Below are 16,681 nucleotides of genomic sequence, written 5' to 3'. Positions count from 1 at the left end.
AATCTCGCTATAATTATTTCTAAGGTCAGTGATAGTCAAACAACTGATCAGCGTATCTTTTTACGAGATTCGCTTACTCGATGTACAATGGAAGAAACAATCAACTATTGAAAGGGTGAAAAAAATGCTTTGCCAAAATTGTCATGAGAATGAAGCAACGATTCATTTATATGCAAATGTTAACGGTCAACGAAAGCAACTAGATTATTGTCAGAGTTGCTATCAAAAATTAAAGAATCAAGCTGGAGGTGCGCCCCAAATGGCAGGAAATGATCCTTTTGGTTTTGGAAGTTTAGATGATTTATTCCGCTCGATGTCGCAGCAAATGCAACAACGACAAGGAAACCCAGAGCAAACACCACCGACACAATTCGGCGGTGGAAATGGTATTAACAATCAACCCCCTCGCGGAAATAGCGGCGGCGGGTTATTAGACGAGTATGGCATCAATATTACGGGAATGGCCCGTGAAGGAAATATTGATCCAGTTGTTGGACGAGACGACGAGATTCAGCGTGTGATTGAGATTTTAAATCGCCGGACGAAAAACAACCCAGTTTTGATCGGTGAACCCGGCGTGGGTAAAACAGCCGTAGTTGAAGGCTTGGCTCAAAAAATCGTCGATGGTGATGTACCGCAAAAATTGATGGATAAGGAAGTGATTCGTTTAGATGTCGCTTCCCTTGTTCAAGGCACTGGAATTCGTGGTCAATTTGAGGAACGGATGCAAAAACTGATTGAAGAAATTCGTCAGGCAGAAAATATCGTTCTATTCATTGACGAAGTTCATGAAATTGTAGGTGCTGGAGCTGCCGGAGATGGCAATATGGATGCTGGAAATATCTTGAAACCAGCATTAGCTCGCGGTGAGCTGCAAATGGTTGGTGCTACAACGTTAAATGAGTACCGTATTATTGAAAAAGATGCGGCATTAGAACGCCGGATGCAGCCGGTTCGTGTCGAGGAACCTTCCGTTCAAGAAACGATCGAAATTTTGAAAGGGTTGCAACCACGTTATGAAGATTATCATCATGTGAAATATACAGATGATGCCATCAAAGCGGCCGCCGAACTTTCAAATCGTTATATCCAAGATCGCTTCTTACCTGATAAAGCGATCGATTTGTTAGATGAAACAGGGTCGAAGAAAAACTTGACGATCCAAATTGTCGATCCAAAAACAATCGATAAGAAATTAGCCGAAGCTGAACAGCAAAAATCACAAGCTTCTCAAGAAGAAGACTTTGAAAAAGCGGCTTACTACCGTGATCAAATCAATAAATTGCAAAAAATGAAAGACCGTCAATTAACTGATGAAGAAACACCGGTTATTACCGAAAAAGATATGGAAAAAATCGTTGAAAAACGCACGGGTATCCCTGTCGGTGAATTGAAGGAGAAAGAACAAACACAATTGAAAAACCTTGCTGTTGATTTGAAACAACACGTCATCGGACAAGATGAAGCCGTGGATAAAGTGGCTAAAGCGATTCGTCGTAACCGTGTTGGTTTAAATAAGAAAAACCGTCCAATTGGCTCCTTCCTATTTGTTGGACCAACGGGGGTCGGCAAAACAGAATTAGCTCGTCAATTGGCCGAAGAATTATTTGGGTCAAGTGATTCGATGATTCGTTTCGATATGAGTGAATACATGGAAAAACATAGTGTTTCTAAATTGATCGGCTCTCCTCCAGGCTATGTTGGCTATGAAGAAGCTGGACAACTAACGGAACAAGTTCGTCGTCATCCATACAGCTTGATTTTACTGGATGAAATCGAAAAGGCCCATCCAGATGTGCTTCATATGTTCTTACAAATTCTTGATGATGGTCGCTTAACTGATTCTCAAGGCCGAACGGTCAGCTTTAAGGACACTATTATCATCATGACCAGTAATGCTGGAACAGGTAAAATTGAAGCCAATGTCGGCTTTGGTGCTGCAAGAGACGGTGTTACTCGTTCTGTCTTAGGTCAATTGAAGGATTTCTTTGCACCAGAATTCTTGAATCGCTTTGACGGTATCATCGAGTTCAGTTCATTATCAAAAGAAAACTTGATGAACATCGTATCCTTGATGTTAGATGATGTGAATGAAATGTTGGCTTCGCAAAAGCTTCACATTGATGTTCCAACTAATGTCAAAGAGAAGTTGGTTGATTTAGGTTATGATCCTGCTATGGGCGCTCGACCACTTCGTCGTACTATTCAAGAAACGATTGAGGATGGAATCGCGGAATTCTATTTGGATCATCCAACGATTACTGATCTGAAAGCAAAACTCGATAAAGAAGATCGTATTGTTATCACATCAAAGCCTGAACGCCTAGTTAAAGAAGATAAAAATTAACATTTTTAGGACTCTCGTTTAAAACGGGAGCCCTTTTTCTATAGTCAAATTTTTTAATTATTCTAATTAAAATGAGCAACATCCTTCTTTTTTCTTAATCTTTCTTATATAATTACACTATGAAGTAAGTTTTAGGAAGAGGGTGTTTCGGGATGAAACTTGTCAATGTGACGAACAGCCATTCACAAATGGTTTATAATCAGTTGGAAAATACTGATGCAAATATGATAAAAGTCTATACAATCGGTAACACTACTGTGATTTATACCGATGCCTACAAACATGCGGAGATTGTTTTAAAAAACGACAATCGAAACATCTTGCCATCGGAAGTTGATTTTGTACATAAATACTTTAAACGAAAATTAGATGAAGGCACCTACGATTTCTCAGATATCTCCTATTTGGAGTCTCCCGGCCTCATTGAAATGTCGATAACAAAAAAATAGTTGCGGCCCTTTTGGCTGCAACTATTTTTTTGCAAGATTATTTTGTTACATCAAACTCTTCAACTCAACTTCCGGATATTTATCCGCAAACCAACGCATCGCAAATTGATTTTCAAATAAGAACAGCGGCTGATCGAAACGGTCTTTAGCCAAAATATTCCGGCTTGAACTCATTCGTTCGTCTAATTGTTCTGGATCGATCCAACGAGCAATCTTATTCCCCATCGGTGTCATCACAACTTCCGCATTGTATTCATTTAACATACGATGTTGGAAAACCTCAAACTGTAGCTGGCCAACGGCTCCAATGATATATTCATCCGTCAAGTATGTTTTATATAATTGAATTGCTCCTTCTTGAACCAATTGATAGATTCCTTTATGGAAGGATTTTTGCTTCATCACATTTTTTGCAGTTACTTTCATGAATAATTCTGGTGTAAATGAAGGCAATTCTTCATATGCGACCTTTAATTTTCCTTCATAGATTGTATCTCCGATTTGGTAATTTCCTGTATCGTAGACCCCGATAATATCCCCGGCAACGGCTTCTTCAACATTTTCACGCGCATCCGCCATAAATTGTGTGACGTTGCTCAATTTCATCTTTTTACCTGTTCGACCAAGCATAACATCCATCCCGCGTTCAAAGGTTCCTGAACATACACGGACAAATGCGATACGGTCACGATGATTTGGGTTCATGTTTGCTTGAATCTTGAAAACAAACCCAGAGAACTCTTCCTCATAAGGAGAAATAGCCTCTCCTTCTTCTGTTTTATGTCCATGTGGTTTCGGTGCTAGATCCACAAATGTTTCTAAAAATGTTTCAACACCGAAATTTGTCAATGCTGATCCAAAGAAGACTGGTGTTTGATCGCCGCGTTCAACCTTTTCAGGATCAAACTGATCTCCGGCTTCACTGACCAATTCTACTTCACTTAAGACATCCTCGTAGATTGATTTATCTTTTAATGGATGCTCACCAACAATTTCTCCATTGGTTAATTCAACATACCGTTCTCCTCCGTATTGCTCTGGACGGTAAAACTCGATACGTTCATTATGAATATCATAAATTCCTTCTAATCCTTTACCCATGCCGATCGGCCAGTTCATTGGATACGATTCGATATCTAACAATTCTTCCAATTCTTCTAACAGCTCTAAAGGTTCGCGACCATCACGGTCCAGTTTATTGATAAAAGTAAAGATCGGAATACCTCGACGTTTGACAACTTGGAATAGCTTTTTCGTTTGTGCTTCGATACCTTTTGCGCTGTCGATGACCATCACAGCACTATCCACTGCCATCAGTGTACGATAGGTATCTTCAGAGAAATCCTCATGCCCAGGGGTATCCAAAATGTTGACACGTTTTCCGTCAAAATCAAACTGCATCACAGAACTTGTTACTGAGATACCACGTTGTTTCTCAATATCCATCCAGTCAGATTTTGCAAAATTCCCAGTTTTCTTCCCCTTCACGGTTCCGGCTTGACGAATAGCTCCGCCAAATAGTAATAACTGTTCAGTGATCGTCGTCTTACCCGCATCCGGATGGGAAATAATCGCAAATGTTCGACGGCTGTCCACTTGTTGTTTTAAATTAGGATTGTTCATTCTATTGCTCCATTCATATATCTAGTATCTTTCAAATTTCAACCCAATCAGTATAGCATGGATTTTACTCTGATGGAAAGTTGAATTGCTCCAACATTTATTTAGATTTTCATAAACTATTTATGCGTTTGATTGGTGACATTTTCTTCTCCACCCAAGATGCCACATAAAAACTGGCAAAAAGAAAACACTCTGACAAGCAGAATGTTTTCTAAATAAACAGGTATTAGCGACGTGGTTCATCGTCTTCGAAATCCTTCGTGAACAAACGTCTTTCTTCTTCTGGTTGAACATCTTCATGCTCATCCGGATGGAAAATCGCACGCAGTGTCAAAACACGGGAGCCTTCCATTTCTTCAGAAATCAAAGTCAAATCATCCACATCAAAGGACAGTTTTTCACCTTCATCAGGGATCGTCCCTAAAGCGGTGATTAAGTATCCCGCCATCGTATCAACATCGCTCATATGGAGATTCAAGCCAAACTCTTCATTAAAGTCATCAATCAGCATTTTTCCATTGATTAAATACTCACTATCTCCAACTTTTTCGTAAAGTTTCTCAACTTCATCAGATTCGTCATCGATTTCTCCGACGATTTCTTCCAGTAAATCTTCTAACGTAACTAATCCTACCATACCGCCGTATTCATCAAGTAAAATCGACATTTGGTTTTGCGTCTTCTTTAATTCATAAAGAAGGTCGTCAATGAAGATCGTTTCTGGCACAAATAATGGTTCTTGCAAAATTTTCTGTAATACTACATTTTCGAAACCAAATTGACGTGCAGCTTTCAATAATGTCTTAGTATGCAGGATTCCAACAACTTTGTCCTTATCCTCATCATAGACTGGAATTCTTGAATAGCTTTCGTTTAGGATCTCGTCGATATTTTCTAATACTGGATCATTGATATCGATCATGAAAGAATCTGTCCGAGGGACCATTACTTCCCGAGCCACTTTAGTATCCAACGAGAAGACACCTTGCAGCATTTCAATCTCATCATTGTCCAATACGCCTTCATTTTCTAACATATATCGCATTTCGTCACGGGTCATTTTTGTATCCTCATCATCAAACGTCATTGGCGTGATTCTTGCCAATAAGTTCGTTGAGGCCGTTAACAACCAGACGAATGGTTTTGTGATTATTCCTAATTTACGAACAACACCAGAAGTAAATTGCGCCACTTCTTCGGTCTTGGTCATAGCAATTCGTTTGGGATATAATTCTCCAAATACAATCGAAACATACGTCAATAAAACCATAACGATCGCCGCAGCGATTGTCCGTGCAATTGCACTACCTCCCAAAAGAGGCGCTAAACGAGCAGATAGGCTATTAGCCAACGAAGCCCCTGACAAGATATTGACTAATGTGATCCCCACTTGGATCGTTGATAAGAAGTTATTCGGATTTTGAATAACCTCCAGTAATTTTTTGGATTTTTGGTTACCATCATCTGCTTTTTGTTCCACTCGGTTTTTATTGACCGATACCACCGCAATTTCAGCCGCAGCTAAAAATCCGTTGATTAACGTCAAAATTACTAATAAACCTAGTTGTAAGATTAACGACTGACTATCGGGGTCAGCATTCATAATTGCATTCGCTCCTTAATTTAAAGTGTAAAAAAAGTGGCACAAAGGCCACGATAAAATCGTATCACATCACTTGTTTTTATGCAATCTTTTCCGAACGAAGAGCCCTTTGCTAATTCAAAAACTCCTGTTCTCGCTCTTCTTGTTTGCTTTGCTTCAAAATTTTAACAATAAAAACAACCAAAGTCCGCAAGATCGCATAGACTGGAACACCGAGAAAGACACCCAAGATACCAGCAAGATTTCCAGCGACCAGCAAAATCAAGATAATCGTTAGTGGATGGATATTTAGTGACTTCCCAATGACGTTGGGATAAATCACGTTTCCATCAACCTGCTGCACGATCAACACAATGACAATACATAACAATGCTTTAGTTGGTGAATCAAAAAAGGTATAAACTAACGCAGGAGCCAAACCTAGATATGGCCCTAGATAAGGAATCAAGTTCGTTAACCCAGCGATTACACCAAATAGAAAGGCATAATCAACACCTATTAATAAATAGCCTAGAAAAGTAAAAGTTCCGACAAATAGACACTCAATTGCCTGTCCACTGATATAGTCAGACAATGTCTTATTAAGTTGTTGCAAAAGTCCTTTAATGTTCCCTCGCTGTTTCTCAGGGAAAAGTCGTTCAACATTCGGAACAAGCTTATCTCCGTCTTTTAGCATATAAAATAGAATAAACGGTACGGTGACTAACAATAAGACGACAGTCGTGATTTTGCCAATGATTGAACCTAACCCGTTTGTTACTCCCGTAAGCGATTTTTGAATAATACTTCCTGCTGAAACATCCAAGTTGCTGATATATTTGTCGACATCCAGCTCCTTAAACAGCGGAAAGCGAGTCGCATTATCCGCAGCTTCCTGCAACCAATTCTGCATATTGCTAATAAAGCCAGGAATATTCCTCGCCAGAGATACCAACTGCTCCACTAAATTCGGAATAACACTCATGAATATTACTACAATCATACCAATCAATAGGATAAAAATCAGCGCGATCGCCATTAATCGTTTTACACCCATTTTCATCAAAAGATTCACTAATGGATTTAATAAATAATACAAGAATCCAGCGATCAAGATCGGTGCAAACAACGTGGTAAAAAATGTTCCAATCGGTTGAAAGACGAAATCAATTTTTGATGAAACCAAAATCAATGTCGCAATGATCAAAATTTCGACCGACCAAAACATTAATTTTGAATTTTTAATTTTCTCAAACATCCATCTACTCCTTTTTTCAGATTTAGTTTATAGTATACATCATGTGGAGAAAAATCCTCTTGAGGAAGGTGTCATTATGAAAATTTTAATTACTAAAGATACAATGAGCGACATATATCTCGATGCTGTTCGCATTCGCCAAAAAGTTTTTGTCCAAGAACAAGGTGTACCTGCCAATCTAGAAATCGATGAAAATAAAGCCTACTGCGTTCATTTCGTTCTATACACAGAGGACAAAAAGGCCGCCGCAACTGTGCGATTATTACCATTAAATGATCAACTGTTTAAATTGCAGCGCATGGCGGTATTGAAAGACTACCGAGGAAACAGTCTTGGGGCCGAGATCATCGCTGAAGCGGAATCCTTCGCCAGACAGCAAGGTTTCAAAACCATTGAGCTAGGCGCACAGTTAACCGCAGAAAAATTCTATCAGAAATTAGGCTACTTGGCCTATGGCGAAGTTTTTCAAGACGCAGGGATTGACCATGTACATATGAAGAAGGAGCTTTAGTAAATTGCAATAAGTTGGACTCGCAAAAAAAGGCTATACCAAGTTTATTTGGTATAGCCTTTTCTTTCTACTTCCGCGACAATTGCTTATAACGATCATACCAAATATCAATATAGCCCTGGGAAAAAGGCCCCTTTTCATTGTTAATCCAGTCCACTAAGATCTTGACGTTCTCCTTTAAGATATAATCAATCTCTTTAGAGTAATGCATCTGCTGACTATGGGCTTCGTATTCATCTACGTCTAATAGACGTTTTTCACCATCCGGAAAAACCTTGACATCCAAATCATAATCAATGTACTTTAGTGCCTCGTCATCTAATACATAAGGTGATGCTAGATTACAATAATAAGAAACTCCCTTCTCTCGAATCATTGCTATTATGTTGAACCAGTACTTTTGATGAAAATAAACGATCGCTGGTTCGCGAGTGACCCATCTCCTGCCGTCTGATTCAGTGACCAACGTGTGGTCATTCAAGCCGATCAGCGAACACTCGCTTGTTTTTAATACCATGGTATCACGCCACGTTCGATGCAAACTGCCGTCGTGTTTATAACTTTTGATCGTTACAAACTCTCCTTCTTTTGGAACTCCCATAGCTACCCTTCCCTCAGCGAAAAAGATTCCGCATTTGTTTGGGTGTTATCACACCGACATCAGAATTATTATAGCAATAAAATCTAAGATTGCCTACTAATCTTTGTCGTCTGCTAAATTATTTTCAAAAACTTCCAACATTTTTTGCTGAGGTTTCGGGAAAACATATTGAGAAAAATCATTTGGTTTCACCCAATGCCCATCGAGAGTTAGCGGTGCAGCGCTTCGACCATAAAAAACTAAGATGTGCCACCGCAAATGACTAAAGACATGTTTAACTTCTCCGAGCACTTTTTTCTGCCATATAATCGCTTGCTCTGCGAAAAAATCAGGACTTGCTTCAGCAACTTGGGAGCTAGAAAATAAATCCCAAGATTCAGGATTGTACTGCTCCTGTAGTTCTTTAAAACGATTTTCAGAAATTTCCTCTAATGGAAATAGCCACATATTTGCTAACAAGCCTGTTTCTGCCCGTTGTTGCAGAAACAATTCTTGTTGATTATTCTCGATGATCCCTGCAACATAGTAAATATCCTTGGGTTTTTGTTTTTTTGATTTAATTGGAAAATCCGTTTGACGGTTTTCACGATAAGCCTCGCAATACTGCTGAATCGGACAAATCTCACATTGTGGTTTCTTTGGTGTACAGATGCTAGAACCTAAGTCCATCATCGCCTGGTTAAAGTCTCCGGGAAGCTCTTGACTGATGATTTTTCTCATTGCCGCATCAAAAAAAGTGCGGCTGCTAGCTTTCGCAATATCTGCTTCAATACAAAACAAGCGGCTGACTACACGCATCACATTACCGTCAATCGCAGGTTCAGGAATTTCAAAAGCAATACTGCTGATCGCACCCGCTGTGTATGGACCAATCCCTTTTAACTCGCGGATTTCCTCAACCGTGGTAGGAAAATCACCATTAAATTCCTCCATAATTTGTTTTGCTGCCGCCTGCAGGTTGCGTGCTCGTGAATAATAGCCTAAGCCTTCCCAAACCTTTAGCAGTTTATCTTCTTGCGCATTTGCTAAATCTTGAATCGTTGGAAATTGTTCCATAAAACGATAAAAATAATCGATTACTGTATCTACTCGAGTTTGCTGCAACATGATTTCTGAAATCCAAATTCGATAAGGGTCTTGATTATATCGCCAAGGAAGATTTCGTTTTTCCTGCTGATACCATCCAAGAAAATCATGCTGGAAATTGGCTATCTCTGAGTCTGTCCACTTTTCCCAGCCATTACTCATCTGCTTCCTCTTTTCTACGAATATAGGCATCGATTTGATCTAGCTGGAAGCCCTTTTGATATAAACTCTGTTTAACCTTTTGTCGCCGTTTAGCCGGTTCAAAACGTTGATTTTTGCGCCATAATTTTTCTCCTTGCAGGTCTAGCGCATCATCCTCCTGTTCTTCGATCTCAGAAAAATCGATCTCTGCTAAAACACTCTTGCTGATATCGCTGTTGAATCCCTTCGTCATAAGCAATTGCTGCAGTTTTTGCCGAACTTCCCGTTGACTATTATGATGGAATTTTTTCAAGGCCTTTTTAGCTGTGTGGTAAGCTACTTGAAATTGTTCATCTGCTTCATAAAGATAAAGTGCCTGCTGAATATCGTTATCCTTCAAGCCTTTTTGTTTCAATTTTTGCTGCAGCACACGCGGTCCTTTATCCCCGATTCGCATTTGAGTACGAATATAGCTTTCCCCATAAACAAGGTCATCCAGCAAGTTCATCTCTTTTAATCGATCAACTATTTTTTGACGGTCAGTACTCTCAATCTCATTGTCTTTCAAGTACGTCCGAATTTCTTTCTCCGTTCGCAATTGGTAACTTAAATAGTTTAACGCTAACTGAAAGCCTAAGTCTTCTTTTCCTTCTTGCTTGATTTCTTCTAACGTTTTTTCATCCAGCTCTTGACCTTTCAGTAAACGATGGCGCACGACTGTATCTTCTGACAAGCGTAATTTCTCGCCATTAGAAAATTCCACTTTATAAAAGGGTCCCCGGCCTTGACTGATTTTTACTACTGTTAACATCATTTATCCCTCCTGTTTGAATAAATGTTTACGATCTTACACATAATCATTTCACGACTTATTCCCTCGCAAAAATTAATTCTATCATAGATGATCAACCAATCGATAAAAATATGCTAAAATGAATTGCGCTGAAAAGCTGACACTATAAATTTAAGAAAGAGGCTCTCTATGGCTGTTCAACTTAAACCAAATCAAACATTAACCTTAAAAATAAAACGGCTAGGTATAAATGGTGAAGGTATCGCTTATTACAAACGCCTGATCATTTTCGTGACAGGAGCTTTACCGACAGAAACCGTGATTGCTCGTATCACTAAAGCAACTCCGCGTTTTGCTGAAGCCAGTCTAGTTAAAATTACGAAAAAAAGTCCTGATCGGATCACTCCGCCTTGTCCCGTTTACGAAGAATGCGGCGGCTGCCAATTGCAACATCTAGTCTATAACAAACAATTGGACTTCAAAAAGGATTTATTGCGGCAGGCATTAGAAAAATATAAGCCTGAAGGCTATCAAAAATTTGAGTTGCGTGACACGATCGGAATGGATGAACCTTGGCATTATCGCAACAAGGCACAATTCCAATTACGCAAAAATAAAAAGACCAAACAAGTCGACGCGGGACTCTATCAAGCGGATTCTCATCAGTTGGTACCGATCAAGGACTGTTTAGTCCAGGAACCGACAACGCAAAAAGTCATCAATACTGTTGCGAACTTATTAACAAAATATGACATGCCGATTTATGATGAACGTTTAAACTCAGGAATTATGCGTACACTAATGGTTCGGATCGGAATAGAAACGGGTGAGGTTCAATTAGTTCTGATCACAAAAACAAAAAAACTGCCGCAAGTAAACGCGTTGATTCGTGAAATTACGAACCGTTTACCGGAGGTCGTTTCTATTATGCAAAATGTGCAGGATAAAAAGACCTCTGTCATCATGGGCGATGAAACGGTCCATCTTTGGGGCAAAGAAGTCATCAATGAAAAAATCAATGATGTCAGCTTTGAACTTTCGCCGAGAGCTTTTTTCCAATTGAACCCTCAACAAACGAAGGTTCTTTACCAAGAAGCGATCAATGCTCTGGACTTATCGACTCCAAAAACGGTCGTGGATGCCTACTGCGGTGTTGGAACGATTGGACTTTCATTAGCGAAACAGGCTAAAGAAGTCCGGGGAATGGATATCATTCCGCAAGCGATTGATGATGCTAAGAAAAATGCCGAAGCGATGAATCTGACTAACACACAATATGAAGTCGGTACGGCGGAAAGTGTATTACCAAAATGGTTGAAAGACGGATTTTCTCCAGATGCGATCGTAGTTGACCCTCCAAGAACAGGGTTAGACAATCAGCTGTTACAGGCGATTCAAGAATCACCTAGTCCCCAAATGGTCTATATTTCTTGCAATGTCTCAACCTTGGCTCGTGATCTCGTGAGTCTTTCGAAAATATACCGTGTCGACTATCTGCAATCCGTTGATATGTTTCCTCAAACTGCACGCTGTGAAGTCGTGGTAAAATTATCGATGAAATAAAGTCCGGACCACCCGTGAAAATGGGTGGTTAATTTGTTTCGGACAAAACAAAAGACATGACCGAATTGGTCATGCCTCTTGTTTTAGTACCCGGCTGCCGGCTGTCCGTAAGCCGCATTCGGATCAGTCGCACCGCCGTATCCCTGATCAGTTTGATTAGGATCTGTATATCCTTGGTCATTTTGTGCGGTATCGTCATATTGCTGATAACCGCTGTTAGTACTTGAAGAATCCCCGTAAATCCCACTATCGTCATAGTTATTCGGATTATCATACCCTGGAGCATACTGACTCGTGTCCTCACTAGCTTTTCCATCTGAATCATCGTAAAACAAACTGTTCGCATCCGTTTCACTCAAATTAGGTAAAGTATCAGCTGTTGTAAGTCCTAACTGTTTTTTCAAGGTATTTTGAATATCCAGCAACTCGGTTGTTCCTAAAATCTGATAGTAAATTTCATCAATCATCTGACTCTTGCCCACTAATTGTTTTTGTTTGATTGTATCAAAAGCGGACAGATAGTTTGTTCCGATGTCCATCATATCGTCCCAATCCAAATCAGTGGTCATATTTTTTTCTACTGCTTTTAAAATCTTCTTATAATTACCGACACCATTGATCGACATAGCTTTTCGTAGAATCTTCGTTACAACCTCACGTTGACGTCTTTGGCGGCCGACATCGCCCTCCGGATCTTCGTATCTCATCCGTGCATAAGCTAGACCCTTTTCACCATCAAGAGTTTGTTTTCCTTTTGCTACATGAATTCCATCCAACGTGAAATCGATTTTATTATTCACTTCAATACCGCCAACTGCGTCAATCAAATCTTTCAATCCCCGCATGTTGATCGATACATAATGATCCAAAGGAATGTCTAATAGTGTTTCAATAGTGTCCATCGACATCTTTACTCCGCCGAATGCATAGGCATGATTCAGTTTGTCGTTGGTGCCATAGCCGACGATCTTCGCTAAAATATCTCGATCAAGACTGACAATCGTTGATTTTTTCTGTTTTGGATTAATGGTAACCACCATCATACTGTCTGAGCGGCCTTGGTCCGAACGCCCAAGGTCCCCTGTATCTACTCCAGCAAGCAATATTGAAAATGGCTCTGCATTGTCGATATTGGGTTTATCGCCTTCTCGTTTTAAACTTGTCCGCTTAACATTTTGACGAATGCTTTCAACCATTTTACTCGCATCATTTGTCACTTGGACCGCGTAGTAGGTAATCCCGCCTATAAATAAATTTAGTAGGATCAATATTCCTACAATAACTTTCTTCCAACGACTCATAACACACCTCTATCAACGATTTTTTCGTTTTATTTTCTCATAGATCGGGCGTCTGTTCAACTACAGCCAAAAATAATTAATTTTATATAATGGAAACTTAAAAAAATAATAATTGCTAATCTGCCCTATAAACTCGATTTATACCATAAAAATATGAAGATTTTTGGAAGGTCTCAAAAATTCAGCTAAAATGAGCAAACAAAAAAGGAAAGACTGGGATGACCAATCTTTCCTTTACAACTCTTTTTGGTTATTTAGCAGCTGCCAAATTTTCATTTGCTTGCTCCCAGTTTACAACATCCCAGAAAGCTGCAATGTAGTCTGGACGAACATTTTTATATTTTAAGTAATAGGCATGTTCCCAAACGTCTAACCCAATGATCGGTGTTTTTCCATCAGTTAATGGGTTGTCTTGATTAGCAGTTGAAGTAATCTCCAATTTGCCATTGTTTAACACTAGCCAAGCCCAGCCAGAACCAAAACGTCCTGTTGCAGCTGTTTTGAATTCTTCTTTCATTTTTTCAAAGCTGCCGAATGCTTCATCAATTGCGTCTTTGATCGCGCCTGTTGGTTCGCCGCCAGCATTTGGTGCCATAATTTTCCAGAAGAAGCTGTGGTTCGCATGTCCACCGCCATTATTACGTACAGCTGTACGAATATCTTCAGGGACTTCGTTTAAGTTTGTTACTAATTCTTCGATTGATTGTTCTCCCAATTCTGGGTATTTTTCAATCGCAGCGTTTAAATTGGTTACATAAGTGTTATGGTGCTTGTCATGATGCAAGTGCATCGTTTCAACATCAATATAGGGCTCCAACGCGTCGTAGCCATAAGGTAGATCTGGTAAAGTATAAGCCATAGTACAAATTCCTCCTTAAATATCCTTGTGTATTTACTGTAACAAACAATCCAACTATCTTCAAAGTATATGCCTATCTTGGCGAAGAATTCGTTTTCTCGTCCTCGATAATCTCTACCTTCTTGAAAATAAAGAGCTTGCTGAAAACATAATTGGCAACTACAACAACGATTTGCGTAATGACTTTAGCGAATAAATTACCTGTATGCAGCATATCAATAAATAAGTACATGCATGCCATATCCATCCCAAAGGAAAGCACACGATAAAAAATGAATTTGCCAAATTCCCAAGCTAACGCTTGAAACCCTTTAGTTTTTGACTGAAACACCCATAACTTGTTTGTCACAAAAGCAAATAGTACTGAACATATCCATGAAATAGCGTTAGAAACCGGCCAATTTAAATGAAACGCTTGGTAGGCCAAGGCAAAGGTGATGATATTAACAACCGTAGCCAGTCCGCCAAAAAATAAGTAAATAAATACTTCCCAAAGTTTTTTTTCTTCTAGATAGTCTCGAAACATCTGATAGATTTTCATGATTTCTCACTTTCATATTCTTCTCTTCTTAAAGTAAGATAGCGAAGCTTGAAATAATAGTCAATTCTTTCTTGATTTCTTTTTACATTTTTACAGATCGCCTTGTTATTTCAACCCTACTTCGCTACAATGGCTGTTGTATAAAAAGATTGGAGCGATCACATGACTTTTCGTCAATTAATCAAAGGATCTCTTTTTCGTTTTGAAGATCTAAAATCAGCAAGAAATACCCCATTCTGGAAGTCGATTGTTTATTTACTCGGTTTGAGTTTGCTTTTAGCAATTCCAAGTGTTTATCAAGCACTTCAAGTAATGAATCAAATCAAGACAGATAGTCTCGAGATCGTCAAAAAAATTCCCGATTTCAAAATTGAAAATGGGGAAATAAAAACAGCTCAGCCTGAAAAAGGATTTATCTATCAAACAAATTCAATTATTCTAACCTTCGATCCTGAAGGCAAGCGTACACAGCAAGATGTTGAAAAAGATTTGATCGGCAATTATTTTAGTGTCGGATTACTGAAAGATCGGGCCGTTGTCGTATTACCAGATTATGGCGGTGTAAGTTCAGCTATTTTTGGCGATAATGTCTTGAAGTTTTCTTACAAACAAGAGCCGCTGAAAAGTATGACTGGTGATAAACTAAGAACTGGCCTAGAAGATTTGGAGGTTCCCATCTGGACACCTCTTGTAATGCTGCTGGCCGGAATGTACCCTTCCTTTATCAATTTATTCGTGACGTTAGTTTTTGCGGGAATCGCAGGAATGATCGTCGCAAAATTAAGATTGCGGCGTATAACCTTCTTTGAATGTTTTAAAACAATCATTTTTTGCGCGACAATTCCAACAATTCTAGCGACAATTATCTTACTATTCCAACCAAATTTTGATTCAAGTATTCTGATTACCTTTATCAGTCTATTCATTTTTCTTCGCGTGACGCATTATTTCCCGAAAATCGACTTACCGACCAATTAGCTGCTTACGATTCTGTAAGCAGTTTTTTTCTCGTATTTTTGTTAAAATAAAGCCGAGATTTCCAGTAAAAAAGAAACGAGGGTATTTCTATGACAAAACCAATTATTTTCTTACAACGTGAGTTTCGCGAAGAATTCATCGACAAGATCAACGCCATTGCTCCAGACTATGAAGTCAAAACTAAACTAGCTGACACCGACCTGTCAGCAGTGGAAGTAACTGTTGGGTGGCAAAAAAAATATTGTGAACAATTACTAAAATCTAGTCAGCTGAAATGGGTGCAGGCCATATCCGCAGGTGTCGATTATCTTCCCTTGAATGAGTTTTCCAACCAAGAAATTTTATTATCCAATGGCAGCGGTATTCATGCCCTCTCAATCAGCGAACACATCATCGGTGTGTTACTAGGCTATTATCGTGGACTCGATCAATCCGTTAAAAATCAAGAAAAAAAGATTTGGGGCCAAGATTTAATCCGATATGATCAACTAGCTGGAAAGAATTTGTTAGTAGTGGGAACCGGACACATCGGACAGCAGCTTTCTAAATCAATTCGCAGTCTAGGTGTGAACGTTTATGGAATCAATACAACGGGACACTCGGCGGAAGGTTTTGTAGAGACTTACTCAATCAAGAATATGAAAAAAATTGTTTCTGACATGGATATCGTAGTAGGTATCTTGCCAGGTACACCTGAAACCTTTCATATCTTCAATAACGATATTTTTGAAAAAATGAAAAAAAGTGCCCTATTCCTAAATGTTGGACGAGGAGATACGGTCCATACAAAAGAATTGGTAGCGGCGCTTGAAAACGAAGAACTGGCATTCGCTGCTCTCGATGTTTTTGAAGAGGAGCCGCTTTCTAAAGAAAGCTCTTTATGGGAATTGGACAATCTGCTGATCACGCCGCATATCTCCGGTCTGACTGTCGATTTTCAAAACAAGTTAATGAAGATTTTTTTAGCAAATCTAAAAAGCTATGTTTCCAATCATGAACTAGCAGTTAATCAAGTTGAGTTAAAACGCGGGTACTAAAAAAGTTGGAG

The 16,681-nt window shown here is 39.2% G+C and carries 15 protein-coding genes; 6 read left to right on the top strand and 9 right to left on the bottom strand.

Features of this window, described 5'->3' with window-relative positions; all coding sequences use genetic code 11:
- The first annotated feature begins 124 nt into the window (after positions 1 to 124).
- Together IGI38_RS02830 and IGI38_RS02825 are read left to right on the top strand one after the other, a co-directional pair.
- On the top strand, positions 125 to 2,347 hold the full coding sequence (locus tag IGI38_RS02830; RefSeq protein WP_438726423.1) for an AAA family ATPase: 2,223 nt from the start codon (positions 125 to 127) through the stop codon (positions 2,345 to 2,347).
- A gap of 152 nt (positions 2,348 to 2,499) precedes the next feature.
- Positions 2,500 to 2,796, top strand: a complete 297-nt coding sequence (locus IGI38_RS02825; protein ID WP_438726421.1) for a DUF1827 family protein — start codon at positions 2,500 to 2,502, stop codon at positions 2,794 to 2,796.
- Between the two features lie 45 nt (positions 2,797 to 2,841).
- Here IGI38_RS02825 and IGI38_RS02820 read toward each other — a convergent pair whose 3' ends face one another.
- The 3 genes from IGI38_RS02820 to IGI38_RS02810 all read right to left on the bottom strand — a co-directional run bounded on the left by IGI38_RS02820 (position 2,842) and on the right by IGI38_RS02810 (position 7,259).
- Positions 2,842 to 4,419, bottom strand: a complete 1,578-nt coding sequence (locus tag IGI38_RS02820; RefSeq protein ID WP_438726419.1) for a peptide chain release factor 3 — start codon at positions 4,417 to 4,419, stop codon at positions 2,842 to 2,844.
- Between the two features lie 226 nt (positions 4,420 to 4,645).
- Positions 4,646 to 6,022, bottom strand: a complete 1,377-nt coding sequence (locus IGI38_RS02815) for a hemolysin family protein (RefSeq protein WP_438726417.1) — start codon at positions 6,020 to 6,022, stop codon at positions 4,646 to 4,648.
- 112 nt (positions 6,023 to 6,134) lie between these two features.
- The gene (locus IGI38_RS02810; protein WP_438726415.1) at positions 6,135 to 7,259 is read right to left on the bottom strand and encodes an AI-2E family transporter; all 1,125 of its coding nucleotides are present in this window, start codon (positions 7,257 to 7,259) and stop codon (positions 6,135 to 6,137) included.
- A 76-nt stretch (positions 7,260 to 7,335) separates the two neighbouring features.
- On the opposite strand from IGI38_RS02810, the gene IGI38_RS02805 reads away from it, so the two are divergent.
- Positions 7,336 to 7,770 (top strand): GNAT family N-acetyltransferase, encoded by a 435-nt coding sequence (locus IGI38_RS02805; protein WP_438726413.1) that lies wholly within the window; start codon positions 7,336 to 7,338, stop codon positions 7,768 to 7,770.
- Positions 7,771 to 7,837: 67 nt separating this feature from the next.
- Here the strand turns inward: IGI38_RS02805 and ntdP are convergent, their stop codons facing one another.
- The 3 genes from ntdP to recX form a co-directional block, all read right to left on the bottom strand.
- A complete protein-coding gene (ntdP, locus tag IGI38_RS02800; protein ID WP_010740416.1) occupies positions 7,838 to 8,371 on the bottom strand; it encodes a nucleoside tri-diphosphate phosphatase in 534 nt (177 codons plus the stop codon).
- Positions 8,372 to 8,467: 96 nt separating this feature from the next.
- The gene (mutY, locus tag IGI38_RS02795) at positions 8,468 to 9,619 is read right to left on the bottom strand and encodes an A/G-specific adenine glycosylase (protein ID WP_438726410.1); all 1,152 of its coding nucleotides are present in this window, start codon (positions 9,617 to 9,619) and stop codon (positions 8,468 to 8,470) included.
- Positions 9,612 to 10,409, bottom strand: a complete 798-nt coding sequence (gene recX / locus IGI38_RS02790; protein ID WP_438726408.1) for a recombination regulator RecX — start codon at positions 10,407 to 10,409, stop codon at positions 9,612 to 9,614. The genes mutY and recX overlap by 8 nt, the downstream gene beginning before the upstream one ends.
- A gap of 171 nt (positions 10,410 to 10,580) precedes the next feature.
- On the opposite strand from recX, the gene rlmD reads away from it, so the two are divergent.
- Positions 10,581 to 11,954, top strand: a complete 1,374-nt coding sequence (rlmD, locus tag IGI38_RS02785; RefSeq protein ID WP_438726405.1) for a 23S rRNA (uracil(1939)-C(5))-methyltransferase RlmD — start codon at positions 10,581 to 10,583, stop codon at positions 11,952 to 11,954.
- Positions 11,955 to 12,037: 83 nt separating this feature from the next.
- Here the strand turns inward: rlmD and IGI38_RS02780 are convergent, their stop codons facing one another.
- The 3 genes from IGI38_RS02780 to IGI38_RS02770 form a co-directional block, all read right to left on the bottom strand.
- Entirely contained in the window at positions 12,038 to 13,255 is a 1,218-nt protein-coding gene (locus IGI38_RS02780; RefSeq protein ID WP_438726403.1) for an LCP family glycopolymer transferase, read from the bottom strand.
- 250 nt (positions 13,256 to 13,505) lie between these two features.
- Positions 13,506 to 14,114 carry a superoxide dismutase gene (locus IGI38_RS02775; protein WP_438726400.1) on the bottom strand — a complete coding sequence of 203 codons (609 nt, stop codon included), beginning with the start codon at positions 14,112 to 14,114 and terminating at the stop codon, positions 13,506 to 13,508.
- Positions 14,115 to 14,187: 73 nt separating this feature from the next.
- Complete coding sequence (locus tag IGI38_RS02770) at positions 14,188 to 14,655, bottom strand: GtrA family protein (RefSeq protein WP_438726398.1); 468 nt, start codon at positions 14,653 to 14,655, stop codon at positions 14,188 to 14,190.
- Positions 14,656 to 14,817: 162 nt separating this feature from the next.
- Here IGI38_RS02770 and IGI38_RS02765 point away from each other — a divergent pair, with 162 nt between their 5' ends.
- Complete coding sequence (locus IGI38_RS02765) at positions 14,818 to 15,633, top strand: DUF1189 domain-containing protein (protein WP_438726395.1); 816 nt, start codon at positions 14,818 to 14,820, stop codon at positions 15,631 to 15,633.
- 89 nt (positions 15,634 to 15,722) lie between these two features.
- Positions 15,723 to 16,670 (top strand): phosphoglycerate dehydrogenase, encoded by a 948-nt coding sequence (locus IGI38_RS02760; protein ID WP_438726393.1) that lies wholly within the window; start codon positions 15,723 to 15,725, stop codon positions 16,668 to 16,670.
- The last annotated feature ends 11 nt before the right edge of the window (positions 16,671 to 16,681 follow it).

This window comes from Enterococcus sp. AZ128, from assembly GCF_051714485.1.
Lineage (GTDB): Bacteria > Bacillota > Bacilli > Lactobacillales > Enterococcaceae > Enterococcus_A.
The sequence above is the reverse complement of the archived record's forward strand: the minus strand, read 5'-3'. Positions and strand labels throughout refer to the sequence as shown.

Excerpts from the sequence above, each read along its gene's own strand:
- IGI38_RS02830 (WP_438726423.1), top strand. The coding sequence starts at position 125 with ATGCTTTGCCAAAATTGTCATGAGAATGAAGCAACGATTCATTTATAT.
- IGI38_RS02825 (WP_438726421.1), top strand. The coding sequence starts at position 2,500 with ATGAAACTTGTCAATGTGACGAACAGCCATTCACAAATGGTTTATAAT.
- IGI38_RS02820 (WP_438726419.1), bottom strand. The coding sequence starts at position 4,419 with ATGAACAATCCTAATTTAAAACAACAAGTGGACAGCCGTCGAACATTT.
- IGI38_RS02815 (WP_438726417.1), bottom strand. The coding sequence starts at position 6,022 with ATGAATGCTGACCCCGATAGTCAGTCGTTAATCTTACAACTAGGTTTA.
- IGI38_RS02810 (WP_438726415.1), bottom strand. The coding sequence starts at position 7,259 with ATGTTTGAGAAAATTAAAAATTCAAAATTAATGTTTTGGTCGGTCGAA.
- IGI38_RS02805 (WP_438726413.1), top strand. The coding sequence starts at position 7,336 with ATGAAAATTTTAATTACTAAAGATACAATGAGCGACATATATCTCGAT.
- ntdP (WP_010740416.1), bottom strand. The coding sequence starts at position 8,371 with ATGGGAGTTCCAAAAGAAGGAGAGTTTGTAACGATCAAAAGTTATAAA.
- mutY (WP_438726410.1), bottom strand. The coding sequence starts at position 9,619 with ATGAGTAATGGCTGGGAAAAGTGGACAGACTCAGAGATAGCCAATTTC.
- recX (WP_438726408.1), bottom strand. The coding sequence starts at position 10,409 with ATGTTAACAGTAGTAAAAATCAGTCAAGGCCGGGGACCCTTTTATAAA.
- rlmD (WP_438726405.1), top strand. The coding sequence starts at position 10,581 with ATGGCTGTTCAACTTAAACCAAATCAAACATTAACCTTAAAAATAAAA.
- IGI38_RS02780 (WP_438726403.1), bottom strand. The coding sequence starts at position 13,255 with ATGAGTCGTTGGAAGAAAGTTATTGTAGGAATATTGATCCTACTAAAT.
- IGI38_RS02775 (WP_438726400.1), bottom strand. The coding sequence starts at position 14,114 with ATGGCTTATACTTTACCAGATCTACCTTATGGCTACGACGCGTTGGAG.
- IGI38_RS02770 (WP_438726398.1), bottom strand. The coding sequence starts at position 14,655 with ATGAAAATCTATCAGATGTTTCGAGACTATCTAGAAGAAAAAAAACTT.
- IGI38_RS02765 (WP_438726395.1), top strand. The coding sequence starts at position 14,818 with ATGACTTTTCGTCAATTAATCAAAGGATCTCTTTTTCGTTTTGAAGAT.
- IGI38_RS02760 (WP_438726393.1), top strand. The coding sequence starts at position 15,723 with ATGACAAAACCAATTATTTTCTTACAACGTGAGTTTCGCGAAGAATTC.